This is a genomic window from Microbulbifer sp. Q7 (assembly GCF_001639145.1).
In the GTDB taxonomy this organism is placed as follows: domain Bacteria; phylum Pseudomonadota; class Gammaproteobacteria; order Pseudomonadales; family Cellvibrionaceae; genus Microbulbifer.
The window spans coordinates 600,437-616,413 of sequence record NZ_LROY01000002.1 but is presented as its reverse complement, the minus strand read 5'-3'; the positions used below and the strand labels follow the sequence as shown (position 1 = coordinate 616,413).

The 15,977-nt window shown below is 58.2% G+C and carries 12 protein-coding genes; 3 read left to right on the top strand and 9 right to left on the bottom strand.

What is annotated here, in order from left to right; all coding sequences use genetic code 11:
- Positions 1–29: 29 nt before the first annotated feature.
- From AU182_RS08240 to AU182_RS08210, 7 genes are read right to left on the bottom strand one after another with little or no spacing between them, the layout of a single operon-like run.
- Positions 30–1,673, bottom strand: a complete 1,644-nt coding sequence (locus AU182_RS08240; protein ID WP_066963501.1) for an FAD-dependent oxidoreductase — start codon at positions 1,671–1,673, stop codon at positions 30–32.
- The gene (locus tag AU182_RS08235) at positions 1,670–3,220 is read right to left on the bottom strand and encodes a DUF4127 family protein (protein ID WP_066963498.1); all 1,551 of its coding nucleotides are present in this window, start codon (positions 3,218–3,220) and stop codon (positions 1,670–1,672) included. The genes AU182_RS08240 and AU182_RS08235 overlap by 4 nt, the downstream gene beginning before the upstream one ends.
- Complete coding sequence (locus AU182_RS08230; RefSeq protein WP_066963495.1) at positions 3,207–5,846, bottom strand: hypothetical protein; 2,640 nt, start codon at positions 5,844–5,846, stop codon at positions 3,207–3,209. The genes AU182_RS08235 and AU182_RS08230 overlap by 14 nt, the downstream gene beginning before the upstream one ends.
- A gap of 16 nt (positions 5,847–5,862) precedes the next feature.
- Positions 5,863–6,690 (bottom strand): carbohydrate ABC transporter permease, encoded by an 828-nt coding sequence (locus AU182_RS08225; protein ID WP_066963492.1) that lies wholly within the window; start codon positions 6,688–6,690, stop codon positions 5,863–5,865.
- Positions 6,687–7,649 (bottom strand): carbohydrate ABC transporter permease, encoded by a 963-nt coding sequence (locus tag AU182_RS08220; protein ID WP_082859308.1) that lies wholly within the window; start codon positions 7,647–7,649, stop codon positions 6,687–6,689. The genes AU182_RS08225 and AU182_RS08220 overlap by 4 nt, the downstream gene beginning before the upstream one ends.
- Positions 7,636–8,583: an ROK family protein gene (locus tag AU182_RS08215; RefSeq protein WP_082859307.1), complete on the bottom strand. Its 948-nt coding sequence runs from the start codon at positions 8,581–8,583 to the stop codon at positions 7,636–7,638. Before AU182_RS08215 ends, AU182_RS08220 begins: the two co-directional genes overlap by 14 nt.
- Positions 8,576–9,853, bottom strand: coding sequence for a sugar ABC transporter substrate-binding protein (locus AU182_RS08210; protein WP_066963482.1), 1,278 nt, complete (start codon positions 9,851–9,853; stop codon positions 8,576–8,578). The genes AU182_RS08215 and AU182_RS08210 overlap by 8 nt, the downstream gene beginning before the upstream one ends.
- A 142-nt stretch (positions 9,854–9,995) precedes the next feature.
- Here AU182_RS08210 and AU182_RS08205 point away from each other — a divergent pair, with 142 nt between their 5' ends.
- Together AU182_RS08205 and AU182_RS08200 are read left to right on the top strand one after the other, a co-directional pair.
- A complete protein-coding gene (locus tag AU182_RS08205) occupies positions 9,996–10,730 on the top strand; it encodes a GntR family transcriptional regulator (RefSeq protein ID WP_066963478.1) in 735 nt (244 codons plus the stop codon).
- Positions 10,730–11,458 (top strand): N-acetylmannosamine-6-phosphate 2-epimerase, encoded by a 729-nt coding sequence (locus AU182_RS08200; protein WP_066963472.1) that lies wholly within the window; start codon positions 10,730–10,732, stop codon positions 11,456–11,458. The genes AU182_RS08205 and AU182_RS08200 overlap by 1 nt, the downstream gene beginning before the upstream one ends.
- A 14-nt stretch (positions 11,459–11,472) precedes the next feature.
- Here AU182_RS08200 and AU182_RS08195 read toward each other — a convergent pair whose 3' ends face one another.
- Positions 11,473–12,399 (bottom strand): phosphodiester glycosidase family protein, encoded by a 927-nt coding sequence (locus tag AU182_RS08195; protein WP_153039188.1) that lies wholly within the window; start codon positions 12,397–12,399, stop codon positions 11,473–11,475.
- Positions 12,400–12,687: 288 nt separating this feature from the next.
- On the bottom strand, positions 12,688–12,936 hold the full coding sequence (locus AU182_RS08190) for a DUF6482 family protein (RefSeq protein ID WP_066963467.1): 249 nt from the start codon (positions 12,934–12,936) through the stop codon (positions 12,688–12,690).
- Between the two features lie 297 nt (positions 12,937–13,233).
- Here AU182_RS08190 and mutS point away from each other — a divergent pair, with 297 nt between their 5' ends.
- Positions 13,234–15,879, top strand: a complete 2,646-nt coding sequence (gene mutS, locus AU182_RS08185; protein WP_066963465.1) for a DNA mismatch repair protein MutS — start codon at positions 13,234–13,236, stop codon at positions 15,877–15,879.
- The last annotated feature ends 98 nt before the right edge of the window (positions 15,880–15,977 follow it).

The window sequence follows — 15,977 nt, the reverse complement described above, 5'->3', positions numbered from 1 at the left end:
GAAATACGTTGCGTTAAATTGTTTTCGGATCAGGGCTCGTTCGCAGTCACCGGGGTTTCCGGCCAGTGCACAGGAATCCCCTGCTCCTGCGCATAAGACTGAAACTGCGCGGTGCGCGCCGCGCTCTCATAAATACCCGCTGGGGCCGCACCGGTGCGCAGACTGTACGCGGCCAACAGCCCAGCCACTTCCCCAACCAGCCACTCGATGGGGTGTACCCGCGTGGCGGCATTCACCAGATGGGTGACGCTGATATTTTTACAGGCCGGCAGCAGGTTATCGGTGTCCGCCGGAATGAATATTCCCAGCGGCAGTTCGAACGGGCGCACTCTTGCATTGCTGCCCATACCGGAGACACAGGTGGGGTGAATATCCATGTTGTACAGGCCAATGCCGACACTGTTGCCAGAAGTCGCCGGACGCCACTGATCGGCATCCTCTTCGTGCATCAGAATGTCCCGTTGGCTCAATGTCTGCAGACCGACAATCCGGCGCGACTCGCGTACGTAGACCTGTTGTGCAAAGCCATCGCTGGTGCCAAGCAGATCGTCCGCCAGTGCCAGCTCGGGAAAGCCATAGCCTTGCTCACCCAGACACTCCCGGGGCGCCTCCGTCTGCAGCCAGTGCACAAAACAGCGGGTAAGCGCTTTGGCCGCCGCGGTCACTTCTTGTTCGTTTTGTGTATCTCCGTCCAGTAACGGATGCAGCGCATAGTCATTCTGCGCCCAGTTGATCAGGCTCACGTCGCAAACCGTTTTACCCTGCCAGTTGTGTGCCGACACAACCCGGCGATACCGCCACAAATCCAGTGTCTGATCCCGGAACTCTCCGGCCATGGCGGCGGCAACGAAGAATGGCAGGCGCACTGCGCTGAAACCTTCGTGTCCGGGAATATGATCGGAGAACAGCGGATAGTTGTAGTTCGGCAAAATGTGCGCGCACCAGAAATCGTACTCCGGTGGTTTCGGTATCGGCTCTACCGGCTCGGGATGCCAGCGCATGGCGCACACAAAGGTGATCGGCTGCTGGTCCCGTGGATCCGGTTTTTCCGGAGCCTGCGGTTCATTGAATTCGCTACGGGACTCTTTACCCAATCGGTAAGGCAGATCCGCCAGCGCCAGTAGCGCGCCGGTATCTGTGCCATCGAGAAAATAGTCCGCGTGTACGTCGATACAATCGGTGTCTTCTTTTCCCTGCAAACTGACCGACGCGATAGTGCGTTCATTGCGTGCGGCGGCTACCGGTCGCACAGCTTCCAGTAACGTCAGAACACCCTTGTCGATAAACGGCTGCAATAATCCACACAGATACTGCTCGGCAACCGCAGGCTCAAAACAGAGCCGGCTCACCCAGCCGTCTCCCGGGTTACAGCCCTCGGTCATCGATGAGTTGTCGACAAAATTATCCTGCGAACGGTAATGCGCACGCATGGCCCGTCGAAACGCCATGTAACTGGCGGATGCACCAAAGGATTCAATATAGCGATGCTCATCCGGCGGTACCGCCTGACTCGTCAACTGCCCCCCAATCCAAGGGAATTCACTCGTCAAAATTGTTTTCACGCCTGCGCGACACAATTGCCATGCGGCCATCACGCCACCAAGGCTAGCGCCGATCACGGCCGCCTGAGCGTGTATTTGCGTATCAGATACGGGAAAGCGAGCGCTACTCATACCGCAGCCTCCACTGTCTCGGTGGTGGCCAGTGAGGTGCGCAATCCGATCTCGAAGCTGCGATGCCACGGGAAGTAGACGCCCTCCAGCGATACGGTATTGAATCGCTGCCGCGCAAGCCATTGCCGTGCGGTGGCGACATAGACCTGCTCCAGTGTCTGCGTATCGCCATCGGCGAGACCCTGGTCCCGCTGCTCCGCTCGCAGGGTCTGGCGCAGGCGGGACTGATACAGGTAATCGTCCAGCAGTCGGGTGGCGAGCAGGTGCTGATTGTGTGCCCCCTGCCTGCCAGCTCGTAACTCATTGGTCGCAGCGCACAACTGGGCGACCAGACTGCCGATACTATTGCTGGCGGTATTCCATCCGCTATATGCCTGCAGGGCAGCGAGTCCCGCTTCCGCTGAGTTCTCCAGTGCGGAGAGGAGCTCCGGGTCACCGCCATTGGCATAGGCGAGATCCAGCAGTGCGACTGGCCGACGTTTGTCTTTCAGATCCTGCTTGAGCTGTGCAACCCACTGTGCGTCCAGCCCAAGGTCTTCCGCCAGGGGGTACTGCATTGCCCAGTCACCCTGCTTAGCGCCACGACAGTGCACGGCAATCACGACATCGGCGGATGCTTCGTCGGCTACCAGCTCGGCACCGGCCGCATGGATCTGACAACGAATAGACTCCATGACCGGACGATCTTCGTAGCGCGCCACCATGGCGTTCAGGGCCGCGGCGTGATGCGGTCGCAGCGCAATGCGCAGCGCAGGTGCACTAACCCCATTGCGATGTTCCAAGGTTTGCAACTGGTGTACCAGCAGGGTGTAGATCACTTCGTCTGCTCCGGGGTAGATGAGCACCGACTCATTCAGTTCCCGCTCCACTACCCACTGCTGCAGTTTCCGGCGCTCCGCAATATTGAAGCCATATTCGGCGGTATCGTCCTGCGGCAGAATCAAGCGGTCGATCGTGCCGCGCTCCACCAGAGCCAGGACTTCTCGGGTAATCGCAAAGTTACGCGCGCGAGTATTCAGGTAATCCTGCTGGATTTCCGCCGGAATGCGATTCCGTGCAGTTTCTGCAAGCTCCTGATCTTGCGCATCTCCTGCACAGGCATGGCGGTCGCTGTGGTACGACCAGGCCCAGATATCTTTACCGTACTGGCTCCAGTAGCGCTTTTCCTCTTCATTTTCATTGTTGTTGGACATGCGCATGGTGGCACTGAAACCATAGAGCGGCTTGTCCGGATAACCCGCCTTTAACTCCCCGAGCAATCCGAGGCGCGCACGTAATGCATCCTGCCCGTCCTCGATAAAACGACTGGGTACCAGCCCGCCGTACACCAGCATGTCGAGGGAGAAAATAAATCCGTCTACGGCATCCACGTGCTGTGCGATCCAGTTTTTAAGCAGGTCGCGGTCTGCGGACTCCCGAAAATGACCGAGTGACGCTACGGGAGGGCAAAGCACTTCACAGCCCGCAATCCGAGCGACCATCTGCACCTGTTCACGGGTTACCGGCCTTCCATCCACCGGCAGTGCCAGGATCTTATACTTGGCCATGCTGTGTCTCCGCGGGCGGTTTACTATTCATCAGCTTGTCAAATGGGAATACGAAAGTGGCAATCTGGTGGGGTGCGACCTCTGCGGGATCACCGGCGACATCAGTTACCTGACCGGTCAGATCCACTCTTGTGAAATCTTCGCAGCTGAACCTGGCGTGCACCGGCTTTTGCGTGGGATTCCATACCCGCATCTCCAGTACGGACACGCCCTCCCTCAGCACTCTGCGCAAGCTGCTCAGCTGCAACCCGGGCGCCTTTAGCTGCAATCCAGGCAGCTGCGCCATGCCCCCGCCGCGCAACAATGTCACCGGCTTGCGCCATGCTTCCGCGCGTTGCAGCAGGGAAACCGGTTCTGGTTGCTGCAAGGTAAACGCGAACAGGAATTGATGCGGCCGCAAACACTGGGCTTCCGGCGTGGGAAGGTCGGGCCCGGCGCCCAACCCGCGGGTTTTCAGGTCGCGGCGGGATAGCCAGCCAACACTGCGGATCAATGTGATGGCGAGGCGATCTTCGTTTCCAGCTGCAATGACCCCGGCCTCCTGCAGGCCGCGGTGCACGAAGCCCACGGCGCCGGCACTTACCGCAGAGTAGCTGGGGAATACCGCAACCGGCGCTTCCTGCTGACCACTGACCTGGGTCGTATCACTATAGGTTTTTTCACGCTCGACCCAGTGAAATGCACTATCCGCCCCGGAGTGTGTCACCAGTTTGCCGAGAGACAACTGCAAGCGCAGTCGCTGATCGCGCGCATGGTTCTCCCATTCCAGCTGACCGTCGATGTAGTCATCCTCCGGCATCAGCCTTAGCTGCAGCTCACCCTCGCTCTCGACCCAAGCGGGATCGATTCCCCGGTCACTGTCGAGACCCGCGGGCTGACGCAGACGCAAACGCAGTACCAGGGTCTGCACTGCGTGATCGCTATTCACGGAACTATGTGTCTTTACTTCGCAGGAGAGAATGTCGGCGCGGTAGTACTGTTCATCCACCGGCGAGAAGTTGTAGGTATCCCCTCCGTCCAGCTCACTGACCAGCGTCAGGGCATCGTCATAGCGATGGCCGCGGCGCTTGTCCTCAATAATCAGCCGGTTGTCGTTTACCGAAAGGCGATAGCAGGCATTTTCGATGGCGTGTTGCCCCGGCACGACGCCGCTTGTAAATGCAGCGTCCTGAGTTCCGCTGTGCACCTCGCAGGTCTGCATCTGCAGGCCCGCAAGTGTCATATTTAGCGCGATCGTGTAGCGATGCCCGGCCACAAGATCCGGGAAATCATCGACGGGAGAATGGAATTCACTGGCGCTTTCCCGCGCGATCAAAATCGACGGGAGACTGTCGCCGGCCGCGTTTTTTATCACCAGGTCTTCGCACGCTTCACCGCGCAGGAAGAGCGTAAACACCTGCCAGCCTGAGCGTGGCTTGGGCGAAGGGTTAAACAGGCTGAAACGGCGGTCGTCAGCAAAGGGATCCGGGGCACGTTCATCACGATGGAAGCTGACCCGGTCATTGCACATCCCCAACGCCAACTGCGCCTGAGCCGTCAGTGCATCCAGACGCTGGTGCAGCTGGGTAAAGCGTACCTCCATTTCACGGTGCACCGCATCCACGCTGCAACCGCAGATGGAATCGTGTGCGTGCTGCTCAATCAGCAGCTGCCAGGTTTGATCCAAATAGTGGTGCGGGTAGTACTCTGCCTGCTCGAACATCGGTGCCGCCAGTGCCAGCAATGGCTCCACCAGACCGGTTAGCCGGTCCTCCAGAGACTGATTCTGGTCTTTCAGGTATTGCCTTGTGGACAGCACATCCGGGAGCACGAACGCCGTCTGATTGTTCCGCAATTCGCCGGTTACCGCAGGGAATTCGTCGTCCGAGTGTGCTGCCTGCACGCGCCGGATATACGCTTCCAGACTGCGCTGCACTAGCCGGAAATCCCCCTGCTCGGTGTTATATGATTCAATTTTTTGCTGCAGGTTTTCGATGGTCAGCAGGTGATCGCCACCCTGGGTCAGCAGCAACTCACCGCCGCCACTGCGATTGACGATTTTTCTCAGATAGCTATTCAGGGCCGTTTGCCAGTCCGCGGTATTGAAAGGATGCTGGTAATATCCCTCAGACAGAAACACCGTAAAAACGCGGCTGCCATCCGGCGCCAACCACTGAATCTCGGACTGAGGGGCATCGATACCGCGCCAGGCCACGGCATTGTCGATGCCGAAGCCGCGCAGGATTTGCGGCATCTGTGCGATGTGTCCAAAGGTATCGGGCAGGTAGCCCACTGCCTGACAGCGGCCGTGAGTGGCCGCTCGTGACATGCCCATTTCAAGATTGCGTACCAGGGACTCACCCGCACACAGGAACTCGTCGGCCATGATGTACCAGGGCCCGATCACAATGCGCCCGGCCTGAACATGGGCGCGCACCCGCTCAACCAGTGGAGGTTCCGCGTGTGTATAGAAATCCTCGATGGCGGAAACCTGCCCATCGAACAGAAAAGTTTTCAGTTCGCCGCTATCCAGCTGCTCCACAACCTGCTGCATAACCCGCAGCAGACGCGCAAGAAAAGTCTGGTGGGGGTAATACCACTCCCGATCCCAATGAGTTTGCACCACGACCGCAACATCTTTACTCATGTGATGGCTCCCACGCTTATCCTTTCACCGCGCCACGCATGGCGCCTTCAATGAAATATTTCTGGCTGAACAGAAATACCGCCAGAATTGGCAAGATTGAGAATACGGCCCCAGCCGCGACCAGGCGCCAGTCCATAGAGAATGTATTGGCCAGGCGATTTACGCCTAGCGGCAGGGTGTAGTAGGAGGGGTCATCAAGAATAATCAACGGCCACAGGAAGTCCCCCCATACCGCAATAAAACTGAATACGGCGAGCGTAGCTAGTGACGGCTTGACCAAAGGCAGCAAAACGTACCACCAGATCTGCACACGATTTAATCCCTCAAGCAACGCGGACTCCTCCAGCGCCTTGGGAATCCCCAGGAAGGCCTGGCGCATCAGGAATACACCGAACGCCGTGCAGGCGTGTGGAAGCAGCAGCCCTAGATACGAGTTTTGCAGCCCAAGAGAGATGGCAATGTTGTACACCGGAATCATCAACAGCTGGAAAGGGATCATCATGGAGCTGAGCAGCACCACGAAGATCAGGTTTTTGCCGCGAAATTCCATGCGCGCCAGCGGGTATGCGGCCAGTGACGCAAACATCAGATTCGCGGTCACCGACAACAGTGCCACCAACACACTATTTTTCAGATACAGAACGAACGGTTGCGTTTCCAGCACACGACTGAAGTTTTCCAGCGTCGGCTGCTCCGGCAGCAGCGAGGGTGGGTAGGCAAAAATGTTCTCACTACCGGACTTGAGCGCCGTGGAAAGCAACCACAGGAATGGCCCCATGGTGAGCAACGCTACACAGAGAAGCCCGACATACCGCAAGATAATCGCAAGAGGAGACGCTTTCATCGATCCTTTCTCAGCAGAAACAGGTTGACCAGGGACAACACCAGCGTCAGCAGGAAGAGCACCACCCCGGCTGCCGCCGCGTAGCCCATTTCAAACTCCTCAAACGCACTCTGATAAATGAAGTAGACCAGCGTCTTGGTGCTATCGAGCGGGCCGCCCTGGGTCATCACATAGACTTCTTCAAACACTTTCATCGCAGCGATCGACGACATCACCGCCACCACGGCAATCGATGGCTTCAATAATGGAATGGTGATAAACAAGGTCTGGCGCCACTTGGAGACGCCCTCCACCTCTGCCGCTTCATACAGGTGACGCGGAATGGACTGAAGGCCGGCCAGATAGATCACCATGTAATAGCCGAGACCGGTCCAAACCGTAACCGCGATTACAGAGAACAGTGCGTTGGCTGGATCGGTGAGAAACGCCACCGGATCATCGGTGATGCCGGTGCTCAGCAAGAAATAGTTGAGAATCCCCTGCTCCTCATACACCCACTTCCAGATCAGGCCGGTCACCACCAGGGACGTAATGACTGGCAGATAAAACACGGCGCGAAACAATTTGATGCCCGGCAGGGAACGATTGACCAGCAACGCGAGAAATATCGGGGCAATCACCAGCACCGGCACCACCACCACCAGATACAGCATCGTGTTCTTCAGACTGTTCCAGAAGAAGGGATCCTGCAGCAGCATTCTGTAGTTGTCCGCTCCGACAAATTCAGGCTCGGTAATCATGTTGTAGTCGGTCAAACTTGCCATGATCGCGTGCAGCATGGGATACAGCACAAAGGCCCCGATAATCGCGCAGGCTGGCAACAGAAAAAGGTAAGGCACCAGCGCTGAGAATCCACCGGCTGCTCTGGGCATGCGCCATTGCCGCATCCGCTGCCAGCTTGCGCCGGTCACCCGCAGGTTGCCGCCGATCTCGCCCCGACTGGTCTCATTTGCCTGCATCTGTACCCACTCCAACATTCATCATCGATTTAATCAGGGCACCCGCACCGTAGAGGCCGGCATCGTTATTCAGTTGCGCAGGTCGGATCTCTGTGGGCAGGCCTGCGTGCCTGCACTTTTCCTGCAGCCGCGGCCACCACAGCTCGCGCGCCTCTACCAGACCACCCCCAATCAGAATCGTGTCGGGGTCGAGCGCCCAGTAAAGTTGCTCCAGCGCCATCGCGAGATGGCCGCAGAAGCGATTGATCCCGAGCAGAGCCTGGGCATCCCCGGAGGTCGCCTGCTCCAGCACCGCACGGCCATTGGAGTATTCCCGGGCACCACCAATCTTACTTGCCACATTTGCCAGCCCGGTGCCGGATACCAGCGCCTCCAGCGGTAGCATTGCACCCTGCTCCCAGGGGCTGGGAACTGGCATCCGACCGAAGTGCCCGGCTACGGAGTGGGCGCCGCCGACGATTCCGCCGGCTTCCGCGATGGCACCGCCCAGTCCGGTCCCCAGTGTCAGCATGACGACACGAACAGTGGCCAGCGAGGGGCTCGCATTGAGCTCTCCCAGGAGTGCACACTTCACGTCATTTTCTACCGCCACGGGCAGGTGGAAACGCCCTTCCAGCCAGGCTAATAACTCGGTACCACGCCATCCCGGGATCGCATCGGTGGCATCTAGAATCACACCACTCTGTGCATCAACAACCCCGGCTGTGGAAATACCGATACCGGCAACTGGCACCCCAGGCGCGTGCTGGGCTAACCAGCCAAGGTTCCGATCAATTGCCTCTGAGAGCGCGCTCAGCACAGAATCCCTGCCGTCACACGCTTCGCTGGCTAACTCAGTTTTAAATAGAGGGCGCAAAGAAGCGTTGAAAACGGCAGCCCGGATCTTGGTGCCACCCAAGTCAACGGCAATTAATAAGGGGGCAGACTTAGTCATCGCCGGTTCCCGTTGCGCGCACTTTTTTATCACGCGCCTGGAGAAATAAAGTCCATGTATCACTGGTTCTCTGAAGTGCCTCTTCTGCGGTGAGATCGCCGACCATGGCAGACTGCAAATTAAACACAAAGTTGGTCTTCAATTTGCTGTATTTGGGTATTGGTGGTACCAGCACGCCACCGTTGAGCACCTGCTCGGCGGAAATGACCCGCGCCCGATCAACGACACTTGGGTTTTCCGGTAGCTGGAAAAAGGGATCCCGATAACTTTCCGCAGTAGACGGCAACAATGGGATGCGCCGCGCGAGAGCCATCTGGTTCCGGTGATTGGTGACAAAACTGGCAAACTGGAAGGCGGCATCCTTATGCGCCGACATTTTTGGTACCGCCAAATTCATGACGGCAACATTACTCTTGCTGGCGGGGCTCTTTAACTGAGGCGCCACATCCACGCTGCCGTAGAGTTCCGGCGCGTTGGTTTCGATGGTCTGCAAGAACTGCATCCCGGTAGTAATCAGGGCAACCTGACCAGACTGAAACAGATCCACCGCTTTGTGATGCCCCTCGGTCAGCACATTCTTTGGTATCAGTTCCTGCTGATAGAGATCCCGATTGAAACGGAAAAAGGCTAAACCCTGCGCATTATCGAAACCAACCGAATTGTCATCGCCCACTAAGTCAACGCCGGTCGCAGCCAGATTTTCTAACGGTCGGCTGCCATCCATCGCCGGGAAATAAGCGTATTTGCCCAGCTTTTTCTGCAGCACTTGCGCCGTTACCAGCAACTCGGAGAAATTCGCTGGAACACTTGCGCCCGCGCGCTCCAGCAGTGCGCGGTTGTAGATCGTGATAGTGGTCGAGAGGTACCAGGGAATGGCGAAGGATTCGCCCTCAAAGCGGTTCGCTTTCCAAATGTTGGGCAAGTAAGCAGCGACCTGCTGCTCGGATAGATAATGCTCGGGGTTGGCGAGAGCACCGAATTCCGCCAGCTTGGCGGCAAACTGCGGGTTCAAATTGACCACATCGGGGGCAGTTCCAGCCGCCACCGAGGCCAACATCTTCTTCTCCATTTCCTTCCAGGGCACGTCCACCCACTTCACTTGTACGTCGGGATGCAGACGCTCGAACTCATCGATCAGGCCGGTAACGTATTCATCGTGAAACGGCGACAGCTGCATGGTCCAAAACTGAACCTGGACGGCAGCGGCTGCCGCACCACTACCCAGCAACAAGAGAAGCGCAAGTACCGGCCTACAGAGCGTGATTTTCATTATTGGGCCCCCGTTAGCATTGGTACGACCTTAGCGGACAAAACTTCCAAAATCAAACCATTTGGTATACTATTGGCCGTTACTTGCGGCAAATCCGCACCAAGTGAAAGGATTGGTCGTTTATTATTGAAAGGGTCTGCTTATGGCAATGACGCGCAAACAGCAACGCCTGCACCAGCAGTTGCTCGACATCATTGATCAGTTACCACCCGGGGCAAGACTGCAGGGTGAGCGCGAGCTGGCAGAGCTCACACAAGTCTCACGCGACACGCTACGTCGCGCCCTCAAGTACCTGGAAGAGCTCAAGCGCATTGAGATTCGCCAGGGCGCAGGCATTTTCGTGCTTGCCAGACCACTGGCAAACCAACTCAAATTGATGTCGTTCAGTGAAGAAATGCAGCAGCTGGGCCTGAAACCTTCCAACAAGCTGTTATTCAATGACGTGGTCAAGGCGGATGTAAAATTAGCCAGCAAAATGAATCTGGCCCCCGGCGCAGAACTGTTTTTGATTCGCCGCTTGCGCTTGGCGGACGGCTGCCCCGTCGCCATCGAAAGAGTCTACTTGCCCAAAGCCATTTTCCCGGAACTCGCTATCCAGGAGCTTCACGCAAGCTCCCTCTACGACTTGCTTCATCGACAGTACGAGATTGTTGTAGACCAAGCCAAACAGCAGATCAGTGCTACCGTTGTCGACGAAGAAGAGGCCGACCTGCTCCAGATCCCCACCTTTAGCCCTGCCCTGCTGGCAGAGCGCACGGTTTTCGATGAGCAGGGGCGCATTATCGAGCTAGCGAAAAGTCTTTACCGCGCCGACCGCTACCGCTTTAACGTTCTGGTACAGCGCAATGGCACACGCCTTGCTACGGTGTATGAGTAATGACGGATACCGCGAATTCTTCCATGGCATTCATCGACCAGAAACTCTCTACCGGCCTGATCGTATCCTGCCAACCGGTCGACGGCGGCCCAATGGATGACGATGTCACTGTCGTACGGCTCGCCCAAGCGGCACTGGCCGGTGGTGCCGAGGGGCTGCGAATTGAAGGTGCCGCGCGCTTGGCAAAGGTGCGCCGAGCACTGCCAGATGCGATGATCATCGGAATCGTTAAACGGGATTTGAGGGACAGCCCGGTACGCATCACCCCGTTGCCGCAGGACGTTAAGGCACTGGCGGATGCCGGGGCAGACATCATTGCCATCGATGCCACAAATCGCGCACGTCCGGCAACCGTGGAGGCGCTCATCGCACAGATACGGGAACTGGGCAAAATCGCCATGGGCGACTGCAGCTGCCTGAGTGATGCAGAGAAAGCCTTCAGTGCGGGAGCTGCGATTGTCGGCACGACTCTTTCCGGCTACACCGGCGGCCCGGTACCCACGGAACCTGATTATGAATTACTGCGCAGCCTTTGCACGCGATTCCCGCGCGTAATGGCCGAAGGCAGATTCAACACGCCGTCGCACTGCGCCGAAGCCCGGCAACTGGGCGCCTGGGCCGTCACGGTAGGAACCGCCATAACACGCACAGAAGTGGTCGCAGAGTGGTTTGCCAGAGCCATGCTGCCATTCAGCACCGACACCAGGCAAAGCCCAGCGAACGCCTGAAAGAACACAGTCGATCAGTCAGCGGCACGAATCGCCAGAACAACGGGCACGGCCCGCTGCTGATCAAGTATCGCCCGCCCCTCAACGTACATGGCCGAAGAGCCTCCGCCGTCAAGGTTCATTGCATCGCGACATCCAAGCGCCCGTAATTTCCGTGGAAGGGAATCCAGACGAGCGCCCCGAGTCACGTATAGCAGCACATCAGCACTCTCGGTGATACAGATAGCGGTGCGCGGACGCACATCATCCAGCTTGACACCGGATCCCCAGAAAACCTCTTCATCGTAAGTAATAAACGACATACCGTCCTGCAACAAACGCGGCCCACCACCGACTGCCCAGAGTGGATCGATCTGCGAGCCCGAGCCATTGGCTGGCGGTATCAGAGGCTCCAACTGGTCACGTCGGTAGTGCAGGGGCTCAGCAAAGGCGAGCAGTCTGTTATCACGATCCACCCCCACCCAGTCGATCGATACACGCCCGTCTGAGTTCACCCAGAACGCGCTTCGTAACACCGGAAAGGAACGCGCGTGACGTGTCACTGCGGCTATATTGTCCGCCTGTCGCTCACCATTGATAACAACCAGGGATACCGGCTTGTCACCGTGAAAGTATCCACCATTAATTAATGCAGATAACCCAAGGGTCCCGGCCCACTGACTCATCGGCCTGGAAACAGGTTGAATTTTGGGCACCAAAAGTTTTCCGACCGCTTTGGATGCAATCTTTAAGTGGTAATCGCCATCGCCGCTTTGAGCAAAAACAACCTCCTCCGGCAGGGCTTTTTTACTTCCGTGAGATCCTTGCGTGCTGCTTTCCGAGAGCGCATCAGAACGAACAAGCTCGCTGAAGACACTTCCGATTATTACGAATAGATATAGCCAAACCCGCACAGCTATTTGAACATGCGCCATATCAAGAGCTCTGGATAATTTGTGCAATGTTTACCAAAGCTCCGCACGGTATTGCAACTGACTTGGCCGGACTGCGCGACAATTTGTGACGTCAGCTCACCTCAACTATCAATTACTGATTCGCGCAATTACTGATGCGCGGTAATCAGACCGAGCACATTCAAGTCAAGCGTACGAAACGGATGTCGCTTTCGTTCAAAGAGGCGAACTGCAACTTCTCAATGTGATACTGGCAAATCTTCCCGCCGGTTTGGTTGCCCCCTGCCAGATTAACACTCAGCTGATCGGTGAAGGCAAGTGCGTGCGGGTGCTGAGTCACTTCCAATACAACTGCACCTTGAGTGGAGACGTATCGTCCGTCAGACCACACATTTCTTCGTAAGGCGTTCTCTGTTCGAGCCACACTTCGTCAAACGCCCGTGGATTGAAATAATCACGAATTTCTTCGAGGCAATGAAACTGGCGTGGCTTGCGGTCATTGCCGATCAACAGGTGTGCCCCGTTCTCGTCGACGGTGTTGACCACATAGATATGCCCTTCCAGTGAAATGATTTGCAAGTTCATAGCGCCTCCCGCCCCCACACTAAGGGGTTTGCGGTGTGGAAGCCTTATTCAAGGTTAAGGTGGGGACATCCCGACAGGAAACATTCAGGTTGTGCGGCAGCCTCTCGGTACCTGCAGGGAACCGGCCGGTCAGTTTACCGCTGGGCTATCGCGCGACTCGCCGCGCAATGCCTGCGGGCAGATAGTGGTTTACAGCGACCTTTGGTATCCTCTGCGCCAATTCAAGCCGCACCAGCCCGCGCATCGAGCGAGACTGTCATTTCGCCCTAACCAATTGATTTAAAAGAATTTTCCCCAATGCCAGCAGCCACCAGCAAGACCGCGAAGCCCGAACATACCCCGATGATGCAGCAGTATCTGCGGATTAAGGCCGAACACCCCCAGGAGCTGGTGTTCTACCGCATGGGTGACTTCTACGAGCTGTTTCATGATGATGCCAAACGCGCGGCCGAATTGTTGGATGTGACCCTGACGGCACGGGGGAAATCCGGCGGGCAGCCGATTCCCATGGCCGGGATTCCCTACCATGCGGCGGAAGGCTATCTGGCGCGGTTGATCAAGGCCGGTGTTTCCGTCGCCATCGCCGAGCAGATTGGCGATCCGGCTACTTCCAAAGGCCCGGTAGAGCGGAAGGTGGTGCGGATTGTTACCCCCGGCACCGTCACCGATGAGGCGCTGCTGAACGAGCGCCGGGACAACCTGCTAGCCGCCACGGTGCAGCTGGGCGATCACTTCGGGCTGGCGCTGCTGGATGTGGGCACCGGCTACTTTGCGGTACAGGAAGTGGCTACGCTAGAAGGCCTGACCGAACAGATCCAGCGCTTCAGCCCCACCGAATTACTGGTGTCTGAAGATCTCGTGCTCCCGGCAGAGATCGAGCGTCGGGCGGGCCTGCGCCGGCGCGCGCCCAGGGAGTTTGACCTGGAGAGCGCACTGCGCCTGCTGAACCGCCAGTTTGGCACCCTGGACCTGGAGGCGTTCGGGTGCAGCCATATGCACGCCGCGCTCTCCGCCGCCGGCTGCCTCTTGCAATATGCCCGCGATACCCAGCGTACCGAGCTGCCCCATATCCGCACCCTGCGCACCGAGCGCAATGAGGATACCGTAGCCCTGGACCCGGCGAGCCGCCGCAACCTGGAAATCGATACCAACCTCAACGGTGGTGACGACAACACGCTGCTGTCGGTATTCGATGCCTGTAAAACCGCCATGGGCAGCCGCCTGCTGCGCCGCTGGCTCAACAACCCACTGCGCAACCTCGACACCCTGCAGCAACGCCAGCAGGCCATTGCGGCACTGATTGCCGATTACCGTTTTGAACCCCTGCGCGAAGCGCTCAAGCCCATTGGCGATATGGAGCGTATTCTCGGCCGGCTGGCCCTGCGCTCTGCGCGCCCGCGCGACCTGTCACGTCTTGGTATGTCTCTGGCGCAGTTTCCGGAACTGCAGCGCCAGCTGCGCGAAACCGACGCCCCCCTGCTCGCCCGCCTGCATCGCGAAATGGGTGAGTGGCCAGAGACCGTGGAGTTATTGACCCGCGCACTGGTGGAAAACCCACCGGTGGTGATTCGCGAAGGTGGCGTGATTGCCGATGGCTTCGATGAAGAGCTGGACGAACTGCGCGGCATCAGCGAAAACGCCGGCGATTACCTGGTGCAGCTGGAAGTGCGTGAAAAAGAGCGCACCGGCATTCCCACCCTGAAGGTGGGCTACAACCGGGTGCACGGCTACTTTATCGAGATCAGCCGCGGGCAGAGTGACAAGGCGCCCGCGGACTACATCCGCCGCCAGACCCTGAAGAATGCCGAGCGCTTTATCACCCCGGAACTGAAGGAGTTTGAAGACAAGGCGCTCTCGGCCAAGAGCCGCGCGCTCGCCCGGGAAAAATTCCTGTACGAGGAATTGCTTACCCAGCTGAACGAACACCTGGCCGCACTGCAAAATGCCGCCGCCGCGGTTTCTGAACTGGATGTACTGGCGAATATGGCCGAGCGCGCCGACCAGCTGCGACTGATCCAGCCGGTGTTGAGCGAACAGCCGGGTATTCACGTTGAGGGCGGCCGCCACCCGGTGGTGGAGCAGGTACTGGACGACCCGTTTGTGGCCAACGACATCGAGCTCAATGACAGCCGCCGCATGCTGGTCATCACCGGTCCGAACATGGGCGGTAAGTCCACCTACATGCGCCAGACCGCGCTGATCGCCCTGCTCGCCCATTGCGGCAGCTTTGTACCCGCCGACAGCGCGCGTATCGGCCTGCTGGACCGCATCTTCACCCGTATCGGCAGCGCCGATGACCTGGCCGGCGGCCGCTCTACCTTTATGGTGGAAATGACCGAGACCGCCAATATCCTGCGCAATGCCAGCGAGCACAGCCTGATCCTGATGGACGAAATTGGCCGCGGCACCAGCACCTACGACGGCCTGTCCCTGGCCTGGGCGTGCGCGCAGTTCCTGGCGAACCAGGTGCGCGCCTTCACCCTGTTTGCCACCCACTATTTCGAGCTCACCGAGCTGCCCGAGCAGTGCCCCGACGCCGCCAACATCCACCTCAATGCCACCGAACACGGGGACTCCATCGTCTTCCTGCATCGTATTCAGGAGGGGCCAGCCTCCAAAAGTTACGGTCTGCAGGTCGCCAAACTCGCCGGCATCCCGCAGCCGGTGCTGGATGAAGCCAAGGCGCGCCTGGCGGCACTGGAAGCCGGCCACACCACTCGCGACTCCGGGCCCGGTGCACCACCGGCAGCCAGTCCTGCAACAGTGCCTGTATCAGCCCCTGTAACAGCCCCAGTGAAACCGGCGAGCGCGGCACCTGCGCAGGTAGACCTGTTCGGCAGTGCACCGCACCCGGCAGTGGAAGCGCTGGAATCCCTGGACCCGGATGACCTCACCCCCCGCCAGGCACTGGAGCAGCTCTACGCCCTGCGCAAATTGTTATAAGCACCCAACCAATTCGACTCAAAAGCCACTACAATTCGCGCCAGTTATTGCTAAAATCCGCTGCTTTCAGAATCAGGCACGGTTCGCGCACGCCGGGC

Bases quoted from the DNA above. Each gene is read 5' to 3' on its own strand.
- AU182_RS08240 (WP_066963501.1), bottom strand. From the start codon at position 1,673: ATGAGTAGCGCTCGCTTTCCCGTATCTGATACGCAAATACACGCTCAG.
- AU182_RS08235 (WP_066963498.1), bottom strand. From the start codon at position 3,220: ATGGCCAAGTATAAGATCCTGGCACTGCCGGTGGATGGAAGGCCGGTA.
- AU182_RS08230 (WP_066963495.1), bottom strand. From the start codon at position 5,846: ATGAGTAAAGATGTTGCGGTCGTGGTGCAAACTCATTGGGATCGGGAG.
- AU182_RS08225 (WP_066963492.1), bottom strand. From the start codon at position 6,690: ATGAAAGCGTCTCCTCTTGCGATTATCTTGCGGTATGTCGGGCTTCTC.
- AU182_RS08220 (WP_082859308.1), bottom strand. From the start codon at position 7,649: ATGCAGGCAAATGAGACCAGTCGGGGCGAGATCGGCGGCAACCTGCGG.
- AU182_RS08215 (WP_082859307.1), bottom strand. From the start codon at position 8,583: ATGACTAAGTCTGCCCCCTTATTAATTGCCGTTGACTTGGGTGGCACC.
- AU182_RS08210 (WP_066963482.1), bottom strand. From the start codon at position 9,853: ATGAAAATCACGCTCTGTAGGCCGGTACTTGCGCTTCTCTTGTTGCTG.
- AU182_RS08205 (WP_066963478.1), top strand. From the start codon at position 9,996: ATGGCAATGACGCGCAAACAGCAACGCCTGCACCAGCAGTTGCTCGAC.
- AU182_RS08200 (WP_066963472.1), top strand. From the start codon at position 10,730: ATGACGGATACCGCGAATTCTTCCATGGCATTCATCGACCAGAAACTC.
- AU182_RS08190 (WP_066963467.1), bottom strand. From the start codon at position 12,936: ATGAACTTGCAAATCATTTCACTGGAAGGGCATATCTATGTGGTCAAC.
- mutS (WP_066963465.1), top strand. From the start codon at position 13,234: ATGCCAGCAGCCACCAGCAAGACCGCGAAGCCCGAACATACCCCGATG.